The organism is Bacillus sp. cl96, assembly GCF_900100505.1.
Taxonomy (GTDB): domain Bacteria; phylum Bacillota; class Bacilli; order Bacillales; family Bacillaceae_G; genus Bacillus_A; species Bacillus_A cereus.
Genome location: NZ_FNDM01000003.1, coordinates 319,254 through 339,636 on the forward strand (window position 1 = coordinate 319,254; position 20,383 = coordinate 339,636).

Sequence of the window (20,383 nt, forward strand, 5' to 3'; positions counted from 1 at the left end):
TCTTATGAAAATTGATATTCGTTGAATAAAGGAGAGTTTACATGATAGAAAGTAAAGTTGTAGATTCTATTCCAACTTTGAATGAGAATGATTGTCAAATATGGTGGGCAAGAATTTCGGATTTACAATCATGGCATTACAATTTACTAAATGATATAGAGCGAGAGAAAGCAAATTCGTATCATCATTCGGCAGATCGAGCTCGTTTTATAATAGGTTGCGTAATAAGTAGATTAGTTCTCGGTAAGATACTTTCTATGTCACCAGTCCAAGTACCAATTGATCGAATGTGCTCAGTATGTAAAGTGCAGCATGGAAGACCACAATTACCAGAAGGTATGCCGCAATTATCCGTTTCGCATTCAGGTGAGTGGGTTGTCGTTGCTTTTACAAAATCTGCACCTGTTGGCATAGATGTAGAACAAATGAATCCAAATGTAGATGTTATGAAAATGGCAGAAGGTGTATTAACAGATATTGAAATAGCGCAAGTTATGAAACTGCCAAATGAACAGAAAATAGAAGGATTTTTAACATATTGGACTCGAAAAGAAGCGGTGCTGAAAGCGACAGGTGAAGGACTAATGATTCCGCCAGTACATATTACAGTATCAGCTCCAAATGATCCTCCAAACTTGTTGGTTTTTAAGGATAGACAAGAGTTATTAAATAATACAATGATGGAAGATGTAAAGCCTAGTTTAGATTATAGGGCCTCTGTTGCAATATTCAGTAAGGAAGTAACTGAAATTACGCAATTAGATGCGGCAGCACTTTTAAATCTTAAATAAAAAAATTATAGAAGAGGTGTTCCTCATGTTAGTAGCGGAAAATAGAAAGAATGAATTCACTTATAACGTACAAGCAATTAAAAATATTTTATTTTCTGGAGATACATCATCCATTCATGCTTTAGAAAAGCTTTTAAATGATACAGTTCAGTTTGATGTTCTTGAACAAGAGGCACTTGGTAGACAGTACATTCCGAAAGAAGCAAAGAATTTCTTTGATAAAGATGGAACATTTCTTTACCGTGTATCTAATGTTAGTTATAAAGGCAAGGTGTTATCTGAAAATCTAATTTTTGCAGACACTTCGTTTTTACCGGACGCAATAAAGAGTGAATTAGAGAGTGGAAATATTCCTGTTGAAAAGCTTATAGAAAAGATGGAAGTAAGAAGAAATGTATTATATGAAGGATATCAGCCATCTGGAAATATTATTGAATTGTTTGATGGATGTTCTGTTACAGCGAATGTGTATCCAACTAGAAAGTATCAAATTGTAAGTAAATGCAAATGTGTATTTTATATTTGTGAAGTGTATCATGCAGAGAATATAAAGCAATTGCTTAAATAAAAACAAGAAACCAGCCTATAAAATGGCTGGTTTCTTGTTTATTTAACAGCTTCTTTTAATTCTTTACCTGCTTTAAATGCAGGAACTTTACCAGCGGCGATTTGAATTTCTTCGCCAGTTTGCGGATTACGTCCTGTACGAGCAGATCTTTCGCGCACTTCAAAAGTTCCAAAACCGATTAGTTGAACTTTATCTCCAGATTGTAATGCATTAGCAATTGTGTCAAATACGGATTGTACAGCTGCAGAAGCGTCCTTTTGAGAAATATCAGCTGATTGAGCTACGTTTTTAATTAATTCTGTTTTGTTCATGTTTTCACCTCATAAAAAAATTTTTGGAATGAATGTTTTAGTATAATAGATAGTAAAGATAAAGCTATCACTATGATTAGATAGAATACTATATAATTATGTTAATTTCGTTGCAAGAGACTGAATCCCTTCTATTATTTAGGGATTAATTAAGAATCGATGCATATAAAAAGCTTTAGTATGAGGATGAGGGGGAGTATATGAATGATTTTTCGTGAAAAAAATGAGAAGGAAAGTATATTAATTCGTCAACATGACCATGGTTTTTTAGCTGGAGAGATTGCAAAACATATAAAAGAAGACTTTTTTGAAAGTAAAACATATTTAAAAGAAACAGTTGATGCAATATATGAGCATGACAGAGGATGGATAGAGCTTGATAAAGTACCAATTTTGAATGATGCTAAAAATATTCCATATACATTTATGGATTGTCCAAGCCCATTACGTTTTGTTTTTTATACGATTGGTTTGAATGAAATTGAGAATTCTAATCCATACGGGGCATTGCTTTGTAGTAAACATTTTTTATCATTTCCACTAAACGAGGAAGATGAAGAGATGATGTCATTTTATAAACATGAATTAGAACGACAAAAAAGAATCTTGAAAACGTTAACAAAAGAACAGTTTGCGATGTTCGATAAACATTATAAATTATTAAAGTTTTGTGATGAAATTTCTTTATACGTATGTATGAATAAGCCTGGTGTCAAAAAGAAAGATGAAATTGATTTATTTAAAGATGGTTTTGAAGGAACAGAAATGTTTAATAGTGAAGAGGAGAAACTTATTCAAGCTGAATGGGTGGACGAGGAAACAATTCGGATTACACCATTTCCATTTCAAACGGAATTTTATACGTATGTAAAATATAAAATGATAAATAAGCATGAAATGAAAGAAAAAGGGATTGCAAAGGCTGATAGAGAATCAGAAATGAAGAAACAAACCATTCGTTTCATACAATAAGGAGGTAATATAAATTGAAAGATTATATATTAAAACAGTGTGATTATCATGCTTGGGCCAATACAAGATTATTCAATCGATTAAAAGAGTTACCAAACTATGAGACGATTTTTAATGAGCAGATACAGAGTGTATTCCCATCCATTAAGGATACTTTTGTGCATATTTATATTACAGATCAAGTGTGGTTACATATATTGCATGGTAAAAGTATGAATGAAGCAATACAAGACCGAGAAGATTTACGAAAACAAATTGAAACTAAATCGTTACATGAATTAGAAAAAATGTTTGAAAACATGGCAAATCAATATAAAGATTTTTTAATTACAATACAAGATGTGAATGCTGTATTTGTTATTGAGAATCCATATGTAGGGAAATTAGAAACTTCGATTTTAGAATTAGTGCAACATGTCGTAAATCATGGTACATATCATAGAGGAAATATAACAGCGATGATCCGTCAACTTGGTCATTCGTCGACAATGATGGATTTTGTACTGTATTTACATATGGTTAAAAAGCAGGGAGAGTAATATAGTTTGTAAGAAGGAGAGGCTTTAATTATAGAAGTCTCTCCTTCTATTTTATTCCGCATTCATGGTAGATCGACTGATTAAAGTTTTCTTAAGAAGCTTTATTTTCTTGTAATTGCTTAGCGTATTGTACAGCCTTATATGCATTGACTCTACCGTTTTTCCAGTACGTACCTGTACCACTAATTTTATCAGAAGTTGACTCAATAATTTGGCGAATTTGTGTATTACTATATCCTTGATTTGCTAAAAGAGCAGCGACTCCTGCAACATGAGGTGTTGCCATAGATGTACCACTTAATGATTGATACGTGCTTCCTTTATATGTTGAATATATATTTGAACCTGGTGCTGCAACATCTACCCAGCTACCATAAGTAGAGAATGAAGATTTTCTATCTGATTGATCTGTAGAACCAACTGCAATTACTTCGCTGTAATAAGCAGGGTAATTAGCTTTTATATTTCCAGCATTTCCAGCAGCTGCAACTATAACAGAGCCTTTATTCCATGCATATTGAACGGCTTGTTGTAATGCAGTACCACCATTTGGAGCTCCTAAACTTAAACTAATTACTTTTGCACCCGAATCAGCAGCTTCTCGAATACCTTGCGCTACAGCATCAAGAGTACCACTTCCTTGATTATCTAATACGCGGACAGCATAAATTGAAGTTTGTGGGGCAACACCAGCAATTCCGACGCTGTTATTCGTAAGTGCTCCAGTAATTCCAGCGCAATGTGTACCATGACCATTACCATCATCAGATGTATTGTCGTTATCAACATAATCATGCCCGTAAATTACTTTCGAAGCCAGATCAGGGTGTGAGCCTTGAACTCCTGTATCAATAATAGCTACTTTTACACCCGGATCACTTCGTTGGCTATCCCAAGCTTGTGGAGCTTGAATCTTTTGTAATCCATATTGATTATTAAAATATGGGTCGTTTGGAGTCCAAAAGGCGTGAACGTAATAATTTGGTTCTGCATATTCCACATCTGGATTATTTTTATAACTCTTTATTTTTTCTTTTACAGTACCTTTTGAAAATTGTACGACTTCAAAACCTAACTTATCATCTTTAGATAAGACATTAGCTCCGACAGATTTATGAAAAGATTGCACATTACTTAAAGATGCATTTTGTTTGAACTTAACGATTAATTGGTTAGGAACGTAATCAGTAGATGATGTTTCAGCACTTGAAGTATTCGTGTTAAAGAAGAAACCACCAATAATAAATGATAAAACAGATAGGAAAACAATGATTTTGTTTTTCAAAAGATTTTTCCTCCCTTTTCTTGGATGAGTTTTTCAGCGACACTTTAATGTCGCATTCCTTTTCAACTATATAGTTAGACCATACGATTTATGACATTTATGTGAAAAACTTTTGAAGGAATAAAAAGGAGTAAATATTGATATAAATATATTTTTAATGATAGTAATTAAGTAAAAGAGGGGATGAAAAAAGGAATGCTCATCATGTATGAGTCATTCCTTTTTTCATAGATTAACTTGCCTGTTTTTTATTATTTTCTTTCAATTTCTCTGCTTGTAAAAAGCGATTCGTTTCAGCAACAACAATACTACTTAATCCAATCAAACCAATCAAGTTTGGAATTGCCATAAGTCCATTTGCAATATCAGCAAATGTCCATACGATTCCTAGCTTTAAATTAGCACCAATTGCAATCATGAAAATAAAGATTGCTTTATAATATTTAACTGCACTTTCTCCGAATAAATAAGCTACACATTTTTCTCCATAATACGACCAGCCTAAAATAGTAGAGTAGGCAAATAAAATAATTGCGATACCGAGAATCATACTACCAGCAGTACCGAATACAGATTGGAATGCAAGTGTTGTAGCTTCAACACCAGTTTTACCTGATTTCCAAGCGCCTGTAGTAATTAATACTAGTCCTGTAATTGTACATACAATAAACGTATCTAGAAAAGTACCAGTCATTGAAACTAAAGCTTGCTTTGCAGGCGAATCGGTTTTTGCCGCCGCCGCCGCAATTGGTGCACTCCCTAAACCAGCTTCGTTCGCAAATACACCACGCGCCATTCCGATTTGGATAGCTGATGCAACTGTTGCCCCAATAAAACCACCAGCAGCTGCTGTACCATTAAATGCACCAGAAAAAATAAGTGAAAATGCTTCTGGAATTTGGTCGTAGTGATAGAAAATAATTATAAGACCAGCAATTATATAAAAGAAAGCTTTAATAGGAACGACATATCCCGTCACTTTCCCGATTTTTTTTACACCGCCTAAAATAACAATTGCGATTAAAAATGACATTACTATACCAGTTAAAGCAGGAGGGAAAGAGAAATTAATTCGCATTGCCTCTGCAACTGAGTTAGATTGCACCATATTACCAATACCGAAAGAAGCAGTTGTACCAAATATAGCGAATAATATAGCAAGCCATTTCTTACCTAAACCACGCTCTAAATAATACATTGGTCCACCTGAATATTCACCATTTTCATTACTAACACGGTATTTCACTGCAAGTATTGCCTCTGCATACTTTGTTGCCATACCGAATAAAGCGGTAATCCACATCCAAAATATTGCACCAGGACCACCAATTGTAACCGCTGTTGCAACACCGGCTATATTACCCATACCAATCGTTGCGGCCATAGCTGTCATGAGTGCTTGGAAGTGACTAATATCTCCAGAAGAAGAAGTATCTTCTGATTTTTTAAACGCTAGTTTGTGAGCGTATAATAGTTTACTAAACTGTAAACCTTTCAAACGCACTGTGAGAATGATACCTGTTCCAACGAGTAGCAACAAAGTTGGTAATCCCCACACGTATTGATTTAGTTGTTCTAATACTTTACTTACTGTCTCCATCTTTATTCTCCTTTTTTAGAAAAAATAAAAACCACTTCAAGTAAATGAAATGGTCTCTGGAGAAACAAGGGATAGAAAAATAAACCGATACAATCGGCTTTTTCTTTCGCTTGTCTCTGTCCTTTTACCTGAGAGATTATCCGCTAAAGTAGCGGATTTGCTCCTTCGGTGCTCGTTTTCCTCCGCGCTCTATGAAAGCGAGAGGGAGTCTCTCCAGAGATTCGTCCCCATGCAGTTCTACTTGTAACCAAGACCTGAGAGTTTCAAAGCTGGTATAACAACTTTTTGCCCCGTCGGTAGATCAATAGACCTTCTCCTGAATGGTTCATCCGAATTATAAAATTTATAAACACATTGATTGTAAATCAATAAAAACATTATAGACATACAAATTGTGAATTGCAATCATTTTTTATTTTAAAATAGTAAATAGTTTTATTTTTTTGTAAGTCCTAATTTATCTTTAACTTCATTTAAAGTAGATAAAGCGATGACAATATGTTGATCCGCAAGTCCTAAAGCTTGTTTTGTTTTTTCAATAGTTTCATTGGTTGAAGTAGAGTTATTTGCTCCGTCTATAATCAAATTTGCTGCATTTTTCATGAAATTTGATGCGGATTTAAACTGAGTTGTGAATTGAAGTAGTTGTTTTTGTATATCTATATCTGTTATGTTTTCTTCAATTTTAAGCGTGTCTATTTCGTTCATAATTGTTTCGTACTGTTTGGAAACAGCACTCATTGTAACTAATAGTTTATTTCGATCTACTGAATCTCCATTCGTGTTAATCTCTTCCCAGGCAGGTAACCAATCTTTTTCGATGATGTCATTATAATGAGTAGTCAATTCATGAATTTTAGGTTGTAATTTCGTTTTGAAAGTTTTTGTCTCCGCTGTTTCTACAGTTGCTTTTTCGTTGTTATTTTTAAAATTAGTAACATAGAAAATCGTACCGAAAATGATGAAAATAGAAATAACAACTGTCCATTTAGTAAAAAGTAATTTCTGCAATATGTAACGCCTCCAAAATTTAAAAACTTATAATTATAATATATAACAATAATGTTGTTTAAAGTAGAGAAAATAGGTTAGAAATAATTTAAATTATATATTTTCTATACATGAATAATTAAATTTAATAAAATGATGAAAGTTATATGCGAGAAAAGAGGGTTTTTAGTGAAAATGAATAGAAGAAAACTGGTTTTAAGTATTTCAATGGCTATGTTATTAGTTGGTTTATTTGCACTCATATATGTAGACAAAGAATCTAAAATTAAAGATTTTCCAGTGCCAATGTCAGCAATCCATATTAACGATGATAATGAAGAGGACTATCAATATATAAGTGTAATGCCTATTACAAAGGCAAATGGATGGGAGAACTTAGGGGAAAACGGGCATACTGTTAGTTTTAAAAAAGGGGAAAGGAAGGTAGCAGTAGTACATTATCCGGGAGAAATTACGTATTATTTATTTGAGAAAAAGATGAATAAGGGAGATTAGCTAAAGATGTAATTCATTAAGAGTTACATCTTTTTTTATTCTGAATCATTTGAAATTAAATTCGATAGATGTTTTGATAGATGTAGTGATAAATATGATTAGTTCTATATGCCTATAAAGAGTATTAGGGTGATTATAAAAATATTATGTGAACTAATTATTGTGAGAAGAAGATAAATTATATGCTAAAGGGGGAATTAAAAATGTTACTAAAAACAATCTACTGTAAGGTGGAAGAAGAGAAAAAGAAATTGTTTTCAAATGCGCAAGAAAAATGGAGTGATATACGGCATCTAGATGGTTTTCATGGACAATTTGGTGGATGGTATGAAGATGAGGCATGTGTATTTACTTTATGGGAAGATAGAAGTACATATCAATCATTTATGAATGGTGCTCACGATACAATTTATTTAAATAGTAATCAAGAGGATACGTTTCTTTCGTGTGAAATTGAATTATTTCAAACGTTGTATGATATAACTGATACGCATTTGAAAGACGTTGTTACAGAAGGATCATTCGTAAGAGTTGCTATATGTGATGTAAAGGTGGAAAAGGAAAAGTATTTTTTACAGAAGCAAGAAACAATTTGGAATAAAGGAATGGAAAAAGCAAAAGGAATGTTAGGTGGAGTAGTTGGGAAGTCTTTAAAAAATGAAAATCGTTACATAGTGTTAACGTATTGGAAAGATGAACAGACGCATCAACATTATGTGGAAGAGATTTTCCCAGATTTATATAAATTAGCTAATATTCATGAAGATATAGAAGAGATAAAAGGAAAACAAGCTGTATGTAAGGAAGAATGGCTTGTATATTAAACGCTGAAAAAGTGTTATAATAAAGATATTTTCTTATAAACAAGTAATTAATAGAAGACGTTATATACCCTTTCATGTTAATATATTTAAGTTATAATAGGAGGCTTACCCTTTTGTATTGTACGGTAGAAGCAGTGTGAGCTTGAAATTTTTTTAGAAAAGGATGTGCCTAATTTGCGTATCAATAAATTTATTAGTGAAGCTGGAAAAGCGTCTCGACGTGGAGCGGATAAACTAATTAATGAGAGAAGAGTAATTATTAACGGTAAGGTTGCAAAAATTGGTGACCAAGTGAACCCAGGTGATGATGTACGAGTAAATGGAGAGCAGCTTCGAATTGCTCGAGATCACGTATATATCGCTTTAAATAAACCAGTAGGTATTACATGTACGAGTGAAAAATCAGTAAAAGGTAATATTATCGATTTAGTGAACCATCCTTTACGAATTAGTCACATTGGACGTCTTGATAAAGACTCAGACGGTTTAATTTTGTTAACGAATGATGGTGATATTGTTAATGAAATTTTACGTGCTGAAAACAAACATGAGAAAGAATATATCGTTTCAGTAGATAAGCCAATTACACCTGATTTCTTAGAGAAAATGGCAGCGGGTGTTAAAATTTTAGGAACAAAAACGCTTCCTTGTGAGGTTACACAGTTATCAAAATATGAGTTCCAAATTATTTTAACACAAGGGCTAAATCGTCAAATTCGCCGTATGTGTGAAGCTTTAGGTTATCAAGTATACACGTTAAAACGTACGAGAATTATGAATATTGAATTGAATAATTTACCGGTTGGGCAGTGGAGAGATTTAACAAAGAAAGAGAAAAGACGTCTATTTGCAGACTTAAATTACGAACCACAAGATTGGTAAAATTGTGAAGTGAAACCAAAAAAATTTGGTTTCACTTTTTTAATTAAATAAATAATTTTTTTAAACACTTGCAAAAATAAAATGAATAAGATATATTAAATAACAATAAATGGATGTTTTACAAAAAGCAAAGAAAAGGACACGAGTTATTTTACCCGGTTATACAGAGAAGGAAGGAAAGCTGAGAACTTCCTAACGCAGAAAAATAACTTACCACCTTAGAGCTGCACTAGGGAAATTAAGTATCTAGTGCCGTGTATGCGACGTTATCGCAAAAGAAGTCATTATGTTTTTTGTGATGGGAATCTGGGTGGAACCACGGATAAAAGCATATTCGTCCCTATATTTAGGGATGAATATGCTTTTTTACATTCAATTTCATAATAAGCGAAGAAAAGGACACGAGTTATTTTACCCGGTTATACAGAGAAGGAAGGAAAGCTGAGAACTTCCTAACGCAGAAAAATAACTTACCACCTTAGAGCTGCACTGGGGAAATTAAGTATCTAGTGCCGTATAAACGACGTTACCGTAAAAGAAGCCATTGCATTTTGTGATGGGAATCTGGGTGGAACCACGGGTAAAAGCACGCTCGTCCCTATGTTAGGGATGAGTGTGCTTTTTATTATGAAATGGAGAGATGAAAAATGAAAGAACAAATGATTGAAATTAAATTTCCAGATGGTAGCGTGAAAGAATTTGTAAAAGGAATTACTTTAGAAGAAATTGCGGGATCCATTAGCAGTAGTTTGAAAAAGAAAGCAGTCGCGGGGAAAGTGAATGATGGGTTATATGATTTACGCCGAAATATTGAAGAAAATGCGGAAGTAGAAATCATTACTATAGATTCAAATGAAGGTGTAGAAATTACAAGACACTCTGCGGCACATATTTTAGCGCAAGCTGTAAAAAGAATGTATGGTGATATAAATCTTGGGGTGGGGCCTGTTATTGAAAATGGATTTTATTATGATATGGATCTTCCAAGTAGTGTAAACGTAGAAGATTTACGAAAAATCGAAAAAGAAATGAAAAAGATTATAAATGAAAATATAAAGATAGAACGAGTTGAGGTTTCTCGAGAAGAAGCAGCAAAACTGTTTCAAGAAATGAACGATCGATTGAAATTAGAACTTTTAGAAGCAATTCCTAGTGGGGAAAGTGTAACACTATATAAACAAGGTGAATTTGTAGATTTATGTAGAGGGCCACATTTACCATCAACAGGTTATTTGAAAGCATTTCAATTAACTCACGTTTCCGGTGCATATTGGCGAGGTGATAGTAATAACCAAGTGCTTCAGCGCATATATGGTGTTGCATACTCTTTTCAAAAAGAATTAGAAGAGTATTTACATTTCGTTGAAGAAGCAACAAAAAGAAATCATCGTAAGTTAGGCAATGAGCTTGAGTTATTTATGTTTTCTGAAGAGGCTCCGGGAATGCCGTTTTATTTACCGAAAGGACAAATGATTCGTAACGAATTGGAAGCATTTTTAAGAGAAATTCAAAAAGAGTACAATTATCAAGAAGTACGCACTCCGTTCATGATGAACCAAGAAGTATGGGAGAGATCAGGGCACTGGGGACATTATAAAGATAATATGTATTTCTCTGAAGTAGATAATAAAAGTTTTGCATTAAAACCGATGAACTGTCCAGGGCACATGCTTATGTTTAAAAATAAATTGCATTCTTATCGTGAATTACCGATTCGTATGTGTGAATTTGGTCAAGTACATCGCCATGAATTTAGTGGTGCGTTAAACGGATTATTAAGAGTACGTACTTTCTGCCAAGATGATGCACATTTATTTGTAACTCCAAAACAAATTGAAAATGAAATCAAATCCGTAATGGCGCAAATTGATTACGTATATAAAACTTTTGGATTCGAATATGAAGTAGAGCTTTCTACTCGTCCAGAAGACTCAATGGGTGATGATAAATTATGGGAGCAAGCAGAAGCAGCATTAGAAAATGTATTACAATCGCTAAATTATAAATATAGACTAAATGAAGGTGACGGTGCATTTTACGGGCCGAAAATTGATTTTCATATTAAAGATGCTTTAAATAGAAGTCACCAGTGCGGAACAATCCAGCTTGATTTCCAAATGCCAGAGAAATTTGATTTAAATTATATAGATGAAAATAATGAAAAGAAAAGACCAGTTGTTATTCACAGGGCAGTTTTAGGGTCATTAGATCGCTTCTTAGCAATATTAATTGAGCACTTTGGAGGTGCGTTCCCGGCATGGGTGGCACCAGTTCAAGTGAAAGTAATTCCAGTTTCAAATGCAGTACATGAACAATATGCCAATGAGATTGCACTTAAATTAGCACAAGCTGGAGTTCGTGTTGAACAAGATGCACGAGATGAAAAATTAGGATATAAAATAAGAGAAGCACAAATGCAAAAAGTACCGTATGTTCTTGTTATTGGAGATAAGGAAATGGAAAACGGAGCTGTAAATGTACGTAAATATGGGGAAGAGAAGTCAGAAGTTATTGCACTAGATGTATTTGTGGCAACTATTGAAGAAGAAATAAAGAATAGAAAATATTGATTGTAAAGAAAACACACTATTAGAAATTAGTGTGTTTTCTTTTTTATCTTACAAAAATGTAAGGTAAATGTAAGCGAAATCGAGGGAACGAGTTGTAGAAAAATGAGAATATGAAGTAGGAAATAGGTTCATGTTACAGGTGTAACTCTTATTGAATGAATAATTAAAAAAATCTTAAGGATTTACATGACAAAATAATAAGAAATATGTGAGAAATTAATTTTATACAAAAGGGATGGAGTGAAAGAGATGTCAACAAATGTAGTTACTGTAGAAAGTGTAGAAAAAACGTATGGAAAAAGAAATGAGAATCAGTCAAAAGCATTAAGGGGTGTATCGTTAAGTATTAAAGAAGGAGAATTTGTCGGGATTATGGGTCCTTCTGGGTCTGGAAAAACGACTTTACTTAATGTGATAAGTACACTTGACCAAGCGACAGGTGGTAGTGTGACGATAGCTGGTACAAATATTACTTCTATGAAGGGCAATGCGTTATCTGATTTTCGCTCTCAAAAATTAGGTTTCATTTTTCAAGATTTTAATCTACTAGAAAACTTATCAATTTATGAAAATATAGCTTTACCACTTTCTCTGCAAGGCGTACCATCAAGTGAGATTACTGGAAAGGTAAATGACGTTGCGAAGAAATTAGGAATTACTGAAATTTTAACAAAATATCCAACTGCTGTTTCTGGTGGACAAAAGCAAAGAACAGCGGCGGCAAGAGCTTTAGTACATAATCCAGCAATTGTATTAGCAGATGAACCGACAGGTGCGCTTGATAGTAAAAACGCAAAAAGTTTATTAGAAGCAATGCAAGATTTACATGAAAATCACAATGTAAGTATTTTGATGGTTACACATGATGCATTTAGTGCAAGTTATTGTGAGCGTATTTTATTTATTCAAGATGGTCTTCTTTATAAAGAATTAAATCGTCAAGGCACTAGAGAGAATTTCTATCAAGACATTTTAGGTGTGCTCGCTCATATGGGCTCAGCTGCTGAGTCTAAGTAGGGGGCGAAACTATGTTATTTAAATTATCACGTCATAGTATGAAAAAAATGTTAAAAGATTATATGGTTTTACTTATTGGCCTCGTTATTAGTATTAGTATTTTCTATATGTTCCAAACGATGGCGATGAATAGCGAATTTACGAAAGATAATAGCCTAATTAGTAGTATTAGACTCGTCTTTTGGGTAGGTGCAATACTATTATCTTTCATTACTGTATTTTATATTATATATGCCAACTCTTTCTTACTCACGTTAAGAAGAAAAGAACTCGGTATGTACATGATGCTTGGTGCAAAAAAGAAAAAAGTAGCACAGTTATTATTTATTGAAACATTCGGTATGGGTATTGTCAGTATTATTATCGGTATTTTAGTAGGGATGTTACTTGCAAGTGTAGCAGGAAATTTTTTAATGAATGGAATGGAAATTTCAGCAAAAGGTAGTTATGCATCTGTATACACACCAGCAATTTTAGTTACAGCTATTTTCTTCTTAATACTATTTTTCATTACTGGCTTAATGAACAGTGTCCGATTGTTACGTAAAACTGAACTAGAGTTAATTCGTGAAGATGAAACACTAGATGAAGTGAAGAAAAGTAAAACTCGCATTATTATAATGACAGTACTTGGTGTATTACTAGTAAGTATAGGGTACTATTTTATGATCAATGTAAAAATATATGCTGAATTAGGTTTTATTATAGCAACCATCGTTACAACACTTGGAACATATTTTATCTTTAGTTCATTACTCCCATTTTTTGTGATGAAAATTAAGGGGAATAAAAAACGAAATGAAACTGGTCTAAATAGTTTTACATATGCACAGCTACGCTTTCGAGTAAATAGTTTATCGAGAGTATTAGGTACTGTAGCGATGTTAATTGCATTAGGCGCAGGTGCGATGACGGCAGGTATGGCTTTCCAAAAAAATGTAGGTATTATGACAGACTTTTCTCGTGTATATGATGTTGTAATTCATGATCCGAATGATCAAGACAAAGCTGCCTTAAAAGAAATGGAAATTGTTGAAGAAAGCAAGTACAAATATAAAGTAGATGGAGAAGCCGTTTATTATTTACGTAACGACTTAACTGCGAAACCACCACTTGTTTCAGACCATTTTGATACAAAAACGTTAAAAGAGCCTGTTCGTAAACGTGTGACTGAACCTTTAACAGAACCTGTATATTCAGCTTTAGAGGCTCCTGAATTAGCAAAATTCCCTCGTATGCCAAAGGATTGGGAAGACGCAGTTGTAAGAGAGATACAAATTACGCATAATCAATTTAACGGAAAACCAGTAAGAATTGCAGACGAAGAGCATTATAAAGGAATTCAAGGAACAGAACACACTGTAACATTAGCAAAAGTAGATGATATGAAAAAATATAAACCGTTATTGATCGAAATAGACAAGAGACAAAAAGCACAAATTGAAAAAGCAACAGGTGAAAAGGTAGACTTATTTACGAAAATGACAATTTATCAGTTTATGAACAGCTTCATGAGCGGAACAATGTTTATGGGATTTTTCCTCGGAATTGCCTTTTTAGCAATGATGGCAAGTTCCCTTATGTTCAAGATATTAACAGGTGCTTCTCGCGACATACGCCGTTATGAAATGTTACGAAAAATCGGTGTGAGACGCAGTATGTTAACGAAAAGTATATATAAAGAAATTTCATATTTATTTATCTTCCCAGCAATTATTGGAATTTCCCACGTTTTAGTTGGGCTTAACTTATTCAGTTTTATATTAGTTGACCCGTTTGTAAAAGTATGGGTGCCAATAGGAATTTTCTTAGTCATTTATTTCATTTATTACTGGATAACTGTTCAACTTTATAAAGGTATGGTAATGCCGAAAGAAGAGGTAGCTAAATAGTTTATCCCGCTATTTGCCAGGCAGCCCGATTGGTGAGGGCTGATTAAAGTTTTATTTTATGAAAAGAGTCCTTGTTTTGAAAATAGGGGCTCTTTTTTATGTTTTTTATAAAGAAGGAAAAGATTGGATAATGGTCGAAAAATATAATGTAACTTCCAATAAATGACTAAAATAATACTATTTTGTCGAGAGGAAGGATACGAAGTATGAAAGAAATGCTACAGTTATTTCGCAACAAAGTGTATGCACGTTTTTTCTAGCAAATATTTTAGAGCGACTCGGTTCTATGATTGCTGGAATTTCTTTAATGTTTTACTTGTTAGATCAATACGGAAAACAACCAGTTTACGCAACGATGACAAAAATTATGATTGCATTACCTGCATTAATCTTTTTTCTATTAGTAGGGACAGTAGTGGATCGATTTGATAGACAACGTATTTGTACAGTAAGTAACATATGTTGTTCGCTCTGTAATATTGGAATCCTAATTTCGCTTTATTACGGGATGATTATACTTGTCTTTATATTTTTATTTTTGGAAAATGCATGTATACAATTTTTCTCTCCATCAGAACAATCGATGATACAGGGAGTAGTTGAATCAGACCAATATGGTGCAGCAGCGGGTATTAATCAAATGGTAAATAGTTTGTATGCTTTGTTTGGTGTAGGAATTGCAACGATGGTGTACTGAACTTTTGGAATTTACGGGAGCATTTTAGTAAATACGCTCACTTTTATTATGAGGGGTATTTTGATTCAAACAATCTCCATTCCAGAAAAAGTTTGTTTACCAAATGGTAGAACAAAATGGAAAGAAGTTAATTTGAAGATGTTAATAACAGAGTTTAAAGAAGGGATTAGGTATATATACCTAAATGAAACTTTTAAAAAATTACTTTTGGGATTTATCGTGTTTGGTTGATTATTTTTTGTTACGTGTTTATTCCAAGCTATTTTACTAAGTGGAAAAAAGCGAATTTAAGGTGTGGTTGAGGAGGTTTGTTTTTTCTGGATATTCTTTCTTTCGTAAAGGGGTAATAGTTATGTTGATGCGAACTGCTAAGTGGTATGGGATTACTTGTTTACAATTATTCGCTGCAATTCTATGTATAATCTGTTTAGGTGCGCTCCCTCGATTATTTAAGGGATTACAAATTGATTTAATTGGTTTTTGGAACACGATTGTGTTTATTGGAGGAAAGTTACTCCAACCTTGGGAAATTACATATGGATTTCGAGATTCGAGGAAATTATTTCCGCAAATATGGATTCATTATTTAGAGACAATGTTTGTATTTATTTCGGCATTTTTACTGTCATTACTTATTGCGTATCTTCTCGTTGTGTGGGTATTACAACGGTCTCAATCAAAGCAACGAATGTGGAATGGGATTTTTGTCGTACTTGAAAGCATCCCAGATATTTTAATAATTTTATTATCGCAACTTCTAGTCGTAATAATCTTTCAAAAGACAGGCTTTATGCCAGTAAAACTAGCGGGGATTGGGGAGGAAAGGGCTCGCCTATTGCCAATAATATGTCTAACTTTGCCTACAACACTATTATTTATTAAGCTACTACTATTACGTTTCAGAGAAGAATTAGAGAAAGATTATAGTATATTTGCTAAAAGTAAAGGGCTTAGTTTACGACATATTTTAACAAATCATATTTCAAGAAATGTTTTGTTAACAACAATCTATTATGCAAAAACAAATATTTTATTTATGTTATCAAATTTATATATTATTGAATGGATATTTAATACGTACGGTATGTTTGTTTTTGTAAAAGAAAATTCGAAATTAGAAATATTTACAGTAAGTTTAATTATATTATACGTACCGCTTTTTATACTATTTCGTTTATTACATACATTTTTACAAAATGTAATAAAGGAGCGTGTTTAGCATGTGGCAAGTTGTAAAAAGAGATGTGAGATTTTGGTTTGGTGTTACTTTTTTAAGCGTACTTATGATTGTTAGTATTGGAAATACTTTATTTTTCGATGGGAATATCCGTGAACTTACGATGATGTATAACGAAAAAGGAGAACTAGAGGCTGCTCCGTTTTCACCGTCGAATAAATTTTGGTTCGGTAGTGATGAGAAAGGACGCGATCTTTTCCAGCTAATAATAGAAGGAGCGAAATGGACAGTTGGTGCGAGCGTAATTATAGCGATTCTACGAGTTATAGTTGGAGGAGGTATTGGTTTGCTTCTTGGTATGTATAGCAAACGTTCTTTTCCAGTTATAGCATCTTTTTTTGATCCGTTCAGCATTGTACCTATGGTTATGATTTCTTTTTTTGTGTTAAGGGAAGTTTTAGTGTTTGAAAATGGGACAGTACCAGAGCCGTTTCATTTAAGGGTAATATTTCAAATGGTTATCCTTACATGTTTAGCGGTACCAACAATTATGTTATATACAGCGCAGGAAGTCCGTCGGATAAAAAGAGAAGAATTTATGATGGCAGCAACTGTGCTTGGGGGCAGTAAATGGCATAGAGTGAAAAATCACGTATGGCCACACGTATTACCATCATTTTTTTACTTGTTGCTCAACAATTTGTGAGTACTTTATTACTTCTCTTGCATCTTGGCTTGTTAGAGTTATTTTTTGGCGGAACAATTATCTTTGGTACAGAGGCAGATAGTGTAACAAAAGAATGGACCGGCCTAATTGGTCAAAACTTCCGTCATTTAACTACTCATACATGGATTGTACTTATACCGATTGCTTTTTATAGTATGACAATTTTAGCTGGAAATCTAATTAGTAATAGCATGCAAGATGCGATTAAGTTAGGAAATGTGAGAAAGCTAGAGAGGGAAAGTAAAGAATTACAAGTAGAGAAACAAGTACAACTAACTATGGATGACTTTTCTTTTTATAGAGAGATACAAAAATAAAAAAGATAGCTGAAGACAAATTGTTTTCAGCTATCTTTTTTCGCTTAAAGTGGTGGTAAATCAATCTTACCTTCTTCAAATAATTCTTTTATCATATGTTTCGTATAACCAGCGGCTTGACCAAATGTGATTTTTGCTGGCATTGGTGCTTCGTTAGCATCTACAACTACATCAATAATACATGGTTTATTTTGTTTTACTGCATTTTGGAAAGCGGGAAGTAGTTCATCTAAATTCTCAACACGGTATCCAATACCTCCACACGCCTCTGCATATTTTGCAAAATCAGGGTTCGTTAAGTCTGTTTCGAATTCGATATTACCCATAACTTCTTGCTCGAATTTAATCATCGCAATTTTATTATTGTTTAATACGACGACAACGATTGGTAATTTATATTTTACAGCTGTTACGAAGTCATTCATCGTCATTCCAAATCCGCCATCACCACAAACTGCAAATACTTGTTTATCCGGGAATGCAATTTTTCCAGCAAGAGCACCAGGTAAACCGCAACCAAGTGTTGCGAGCCAGCTAGAAATGACAAATTGCTGGTTTGTCATACGGAAGTGTCTTGCGGTCCATACTGTTACATTTCCGACATCGACTGATAGAATTGCGTCATCATGTGCTACTTGCTGCAGAGCATGCATAACGCGTTGTGGTTTAATTGGAATGGAAGAGTCTTCTTCTTGATCGTGTAATTTTTCTTCCCACTTTTTCATCATTTCTTGGTGATGTTCTAAGAAGGAATGGTCTGTGTGTTCTTCAACATTTTCAATTAACCATCGTAATGTTTTATCAGCATCACCAGCTAAACCAATATCTGTCGCATAACGTTTCCCGATTTGGGCAGGATCTGTATCGATATGAATTGTTTTTGCTTTTTCAGGTAAGAAGCCGGTGAACGGATAAGAAGTACCGACCATAATTAAAGTATCTGCATGCTTCATTGCTTCATAAGAAGGTTTCGTGCCAATCAATCCTAATCCACCAATACAAAGAGGGTGTTCATCAGGAATAATTCCTTTAGCTGGCAATGTAAGTACGATTGGAGCACCAATATGTTCTGCCAATGCAAGTAAAGATTCTCTCGCATGTTTTGTTCCTTTTCCAGCTAAAATCACAGGCTTTTTCGCTTCATTTATTGCGAGTTTCGCCGCATCTAAATCTTCTTTTTGTGGAAACAACTCAGGCAAAGTAAAAGAAGTATTTGTAATACGAGCACCATTTTTTACTTCGAATTTCGGGACATCATCTGGAATTGTAAGAACGGATACACCTTTTTTCGTATAAGCCATTCGAATTGCTTGATTCACTACGGCAGGTAGTTGCTCTGCTGACATAATACGCTGGTTATAAACCGCAACATCATCAAACATTCTTTCTAAATTTACTTCTTGGAAAAAGTCCGTTCCAAGTAAATCGGTTTCTACTTGACCTGAAATTGCTAGAACAGGGGCTTTATCGAGTTTCGCATCATATAAACCATTTAATAAATGAATAGCACCAGGTCCTGCAATTGCCATACAAACGCCAAGTTTTCCTGTTAATTTCGCATAGGCAGCCGCTGCTAATGCACCAGCTTCTTCATGGCGAACTTGAATAAATTTAATTTTATCTTGTTTTTTTCTTAAAGCTTCAATGATAGAATTGATGGAATCTCCAGGCATACCGTATATGTGTTCTACTCCCCAGTCAATTAATAAATCAACTAATGCTTCACCGGCTGTTTTCCCAAACATAAGTGTTCCTCCTTATAATAAGTAGATAACATTATGTTTTGGATAAAAAGGAAAAATATACAAATAAGAAAATTTATCTGGTTATTTGTGACCTAAGAATCAGTGTGGGAGGTACAAAAGTTTCACTTTAGCAACTTTAATGATGCCCAGCGAATAAAGTGAACACTGTTATTAGTAAAAAACCACTAGTTGCCCACATTAGAAATGTAAGGAAAGAGAGCTGTTTCTTAGCTTTCCAAAGCATTTCATGAATTGTGACATATCCAAGTGAACCAATAGCACTTCCCATAATGAGTCCTTGCAGGTGAAGAGCTTTTCCTTCCATCAAAATGCCAAAAACTGTGCCAGTACCGAGAATAAGAGAAAGTAATAAAGTCGTTAATAAAAAGGAAATATATTTATGTTTTGTAAAAAGAAATGGAATAATTAAAGCTAATCCTTCTGGAATATGGTGAACGACAATTGCTATTAAAAAGGGAATGGCAGAGTCATTATGATTTATAAAAGCTGTACCTAACGCAAATCCACTCGGTATATTATGAATAAATATAGCGAAAGAGAGAAAAAGGAAGGTTTGCCATGCTTGTTGATCTTTTTTATGTATCATTGGATGGTGACAATAGTTATCTAATAAGCTCATAACTAAAATACCGATGGCTATACCAAGTATAGGCCCAATCATTTCGTAGCTTGAAAATGTTTCAGGAATAATTTCAAGGGATAAAAGCCCAAGTAAAATACCGCCACATAATGCGTATAAACGATGCATCTTTTCTTCAATGAGTTGGCGTGTTGCTACTCCAACAGCACCGCCTAATAGTAATCCACCAAATGAAAAAAACGTAACAATCATTGGAATCCATAATCGTTCCATAGTATCACACTCCGATTCTTCCACTTATTTTTAGCTTACGAAAAGGAAAGTTAGAATAGTCCAAGTAATTGTGTTTGAGTATAGAGAAA

The 20,383-nt window shown here is 33.7% G+C and carries 17 protein-coding genes, 2 pseudogenes, 1 riboswitch and 1 other annotated feature; of the genes and pseudogenes, 13 read left to right on the forward strand and 6 right to left on the reverse strand.

Going from position 1 to position 20,383, the window contains the following annotated elements; all coding sequences use genetic code 11:
• Window positions 1-41 precede the first annotated feature (41 nt).
• Window positions 42-791 carry a 4'-phosphopantetheinyl transferase Sfp gene (gene sfp, locus BLT20_RS09280; RefSeq protein WP_000573004.1) on the forward strand — a complete coding sequence of 250 codons (750 nt, stop codon included), beginning with the start codon at window positions 42-44 and terminating at the stop codon, window positions 789-791.
• A gap of 25 nt (window positions 792-816) precedes the next feature.
• Window positions 817-1,359, forward strand: coding sequence for a hypothetical protein (locus BLT20_RS09285; RefSeq protein ID WP_000959125.1), 543 nt, complete (start codon window positions 817-819; stop codon window positions 1,357-1,359).
• A gap of 38 nt (window positions 1,360-1,397) precedes the next feature.
• Here BLT20_RS09285 and BLT20_RS09290 read toward each other — a convergent pair whose 3' ends face one another.
• Window positions 1,398-1,670 (reverse strand): HU family DNA-binding protein, encoded by a 273-nt coding sequence (locus BLT20_RS09290; RefSeq protein WP_001043905.1) that lies wholly within the window; start codon window positions 1,668-1,670, stop codon window positions 1,398-1,400.
• A 204-nt stretch (window positions 1,671-1,874) separates the two neighbouring features.
• Here BLT20_RS09290 and BLT20_RS09295 point away from each other — a divergent pair, with 204 nt between their 5' ends.
• Both BLT20_RS09295 and BLT20_RS09300 read left to right on the forward strand, forming a co-directional pair.
• Window positions 1,875-2,642 carry a DUF3891 family protein gene (locus tag BLT20_RS09295; RefSeq protein ID WP_000577294.1) on the forward strand — a complete coding sequence of 256 codons (768 nt, stop codon included), beginning with the start codon at window positions 1,875-1,877 and terminating at the stop codon, window positions 2,640-2,642.
• A gap of 14 nt (window positions 2,643-2,656) precedes the next feature.
• Entirely contained in the window at window positions 2,657-3,181 is a 525-nt protein-coding gene (locus BLT20_RS09300; protein ID WP_000656267.1) for a DinB family protein, read from the forward strand.
• Window positions 3,182-3,272: 91 nt separating this feature from the next.
• On the opposite strand, the gene BLT20_RS09305 is transcribed toward BLT20_RS09300, so the two are convergent.
• The 3 genes from BLT20_RS09305 to BLT20_RS09315 form a co-directional block, all read right to left on the reverse strand.
• The gene (locus BLT20_RS09305) at window positions 3,273-4,466 is read right to left on the reverse strand and encodes a S8 family peptidase (protein ID WP_000790935.1); all 1,194 of its coding nucleotides are present in this window, start codon (window positions 4,464-4,466) and stop codon (window positions 3,273-3,275) included.
• 232 nt (window positions 4,467-4,698) lie between these two features.
• A complete protein-coding gene (locus BLT20_RS09310) occupies window positions 4,699-6,066 on the reverse strand; it encodes an alanine/glycine:cation symporter family protein (RefSeq protein ID WP_000451037.1) in 1,368 nt (455 codons plus the stop codon).
• 106 nt (window positions 6,067-6,172) lie between these two features.
• Window positions 6,173-6,293: riboswitch (glycine riboswitch) on the reverse strand.
• Window positions 6,294-6,501: 208 nt separating this feature from the next.
• Window positions 6,502-7,077: a hypothetical protein gene (locus BLT20_RS09315; RefSeq protein ID WP_001170870.1), complete on the reverse strand. Its 576-nt coding sequence runs from the start codon at window positions 7,075-7,077 to the stop codon at window positions 6,502-6,504.
• A 132-nt stretch (window positions 7,078-7,209) separates the two neighbouring features.
• Between BLT20_RS09315 and BLT20_RS09320 the strand changes: the two genes are divergently transcribed.
• From BLT20_RS09320 to BLT20_RS09360, 9 genes and pseudogenes are all read left to right on the forward strand, one after another.
• The gene (locus BLT20_RS09320) at window positions 7,210-7,572 is read left to right on the forward strand and encodes a hypothetical protein (protein WP_002025767.1); all 363 of its coding nucleotides are present in this window, start codon (window positions 7,210-7,212) and stop codon (window positions 7,570-7,572) included.
• A gap of 203 nt (window positions 7,573-7,775) precedes the next feature.
• Window positions 7,776-8,396 carry a YdbC family protein gene (locus tag BLT20_RS09325; protein ID WP_000925179.1) on the forward strand — a complete coding sequence of 207 codons (621 nt, stop codon included), beginning with the start codon at window positions 7,776-7,778 and terminating at the stop codon, window positions 8,394-8,396.
• A gap of 174 nt (window positions 8,397-8,570) precedes the next feature.
• On the forward strand, window positions 8,571-9,278 hold the full coding sequence (rluF, locus tag BLT20_RS09330; protein ID WP_001222171.1) for a 23S rRNA pseudouridine(2604) synthase RluF: 708 nt from the start codon (window positions 8,571-8,573) through the stop codon (window positions 9,276-9,278).
• A 121-nt stretch (window positions 9,279-9,399) separates the two neighbouring features.
• Window positions 9,400-9,623: a binding site (T-box leader), on the forward strand.
• 302 nt (window positions 9,624-9,925) lie between these two features.
• Complete coding sequence (thrS, locus tag BLT20_RS09335) at window positions 9,926-11,848, forward strand: threonine--tRNA ligase (protein WP_000663064.1); 1,923 nt, start codon at window positions 9,926-9,928, stop codon at window positions 11,846-11,848.
• Between the two features lie 249 nt (window positions 11,849-12,097).
• The gene (locus tag BLT20_RS09340; RefSeq protein WP_000106426.1) at window positions 12,098-12,865 is read left to right on the forward strand and encodes an ABC transporter ATP-binding protein; all 768 of its coding nucleotides are present in this window, start codon (window positions 12,098-12,100) and stop codon (window positions 12,863-12,865) included.
• Window positions 12,866-12,876: 11 nt separating this feature from the next.
• The gene (locus tag BLT20_RS09345) at window positions 12,877-14,757 is read left to right on the forward strand and encodes an FtsX-like permease family protein (protein ID WP_000897854.1); all 1,881 of its coding nucleotides are present in this window, start codon (window positions 12,877-12,879) and stop codon (window positions 14,755-14,757) included.
• A 206-nt stretch (window positions 14,758-14,963) separates the two neighbouring features.
• Window positions 14,964-15,682: pseudogene (locus BLT20_RS09350) on the forward strand (MFS transporter); the annotation flags it as partial.
• Window positions 15,683-15,806: 124 nt separating this feature from the next.
• Window positions 15,807-16,673: an ABC transporter permease subunit gene (locus BLT20_RS09355; protein WP_000929110.1), complete on the forward strand. Its 867-nt coding sequence runs from the start codon at window positions 15,807-15,809 to the stop codon at window positions 16,671-16,673.
• A gap of 1 nt (window position 16,674) precedes the next feature.
• Window positions 16,675-17,675 (forward strand): annotated as a pseudogene (locus BLT20_RS09360) (ABC transporter permease subunit).
• A 44-nt stretch (window positions 17,676-17,719) separates the two neighbouring features.
• On the opposite strand, the gene BLT20_RS09365 reads toward BLT20_RS09360, so the two are convergent.
• Window positions 17,720-19,420, reverse strand: coding sequence for a pyruvate oxidase (locus BLT20_RS09365; protein WP_000467233.1), 1,701 nt, complete (start codon window positions 19,418-19,420; stop codon window positions 17,720-17,722).
• A gap of 136 nt (window positions 19,421-19,556) precedes the next feature.
• Window positions 19,557-20,294 carry a ZIP family metal transporter gene (locus BLT20_RS09370; RefSeq protein WP_000440626.1) on the reverse strand — a complete coding sequence of 246 codons (738 nt, stop codon included), beginning with the start codon at window positions 20,292-20,294 and terminating at the stop codon, window positions 19,557-19,559.
• Between the last annotated feature and the right edge of the window lie 89 nt (window positions 20,295-20,383).

Bases quoted from the DNA above. Each gene is read 5' to 3' on its own strand.
- sfp (WP_000573004.1), top strand. From the start codon at position 42: ATGATAGAAAGTAAAGTTGTAGATTCTATTCCAACTTTGAATGAGAAT.
- BLT20_RS09285 (WP_000959125.1), top strand. From the start codon at position 817: ATGTTAGTAGCGGAAAATAGAAAGAATGAATTCACTTATAACGTACAA.
- BLT20_RS09290 (WP_001043905.1), bottom strand. From the start codon at position 1,670: ATGAACAAAACAGAATTAATTAAAAACGTAGCTCAATCAGCTGATATT.
- BLT20_RS09295 (WP_000577294.1), top strand. From the start codon at position 1,875: ATGATTTTTCGTGAAAAAAATGAGAAGGAAAGTATATTAATTCGTCAA.
- BLT20_RS09310 (WP_000451037.1), bottom strand. From the start codon at position 6,066: ATGGAGACAGTAAGTAAAGTATTAGAACAACTAAATCAATACGTGTGG.
- BLT20_RS09320 (WP_002025767.1), top strand. From the start codon at position 7,210: ATGATGAAAGTTATATGCGAGAAAAGAGGGTTTTTAGTGAAAATGAAT.
- BLT20_RS09325 (WP_000925179.1), top strand. From the start codon at position 7,776: ATGTTACTAAAAACAATCTACTGTAAGGTGGAAGAAGAGAAAAAGAAA.
- thrS (WP_000663064.1), top strand. From the start codon at position 9,926: ATGAAAGAACAAATGATTGAAATTAAATTTCCAGATGGTAGCGTGAAA.
- BLT20_RS09340 (WP_000106426.1), top strand. From the start codon at position 12,098: ATGTCAACAAATGTAGTTACTGTAGAAAGTGTAGAAAAAACGTATGGA.
- BLT20_RS09345 (WP_000897854.1), top strand. From the start codon at position 12,877: ATGTTATTTAAATTATCACGTCATAGTATGAAAAAAATGTTAAAAGAT.
- BLT20_RS09355 (WP_000929110.1), top strand. From the start codon at position 15,807: ATGTTGATGCGAACTGCTAAGTGGTATGGGATTACTTGTTTACAATTA.
- BLT20_RS09365 (WP_000467233.1), bottom strand. From the start codon at position 19,420: ATGTTTGGGAAAACAGCCGGTGAAGCATTAGTTGATTTATTAATTGAC.
- BLT20_RS09370 (WP_000440626.1), bottom strand. From the start codon at position 20,294: ATGGAACGATTATGGATTCCAATGATTGTTACGTTTTTTTCATTTGGT.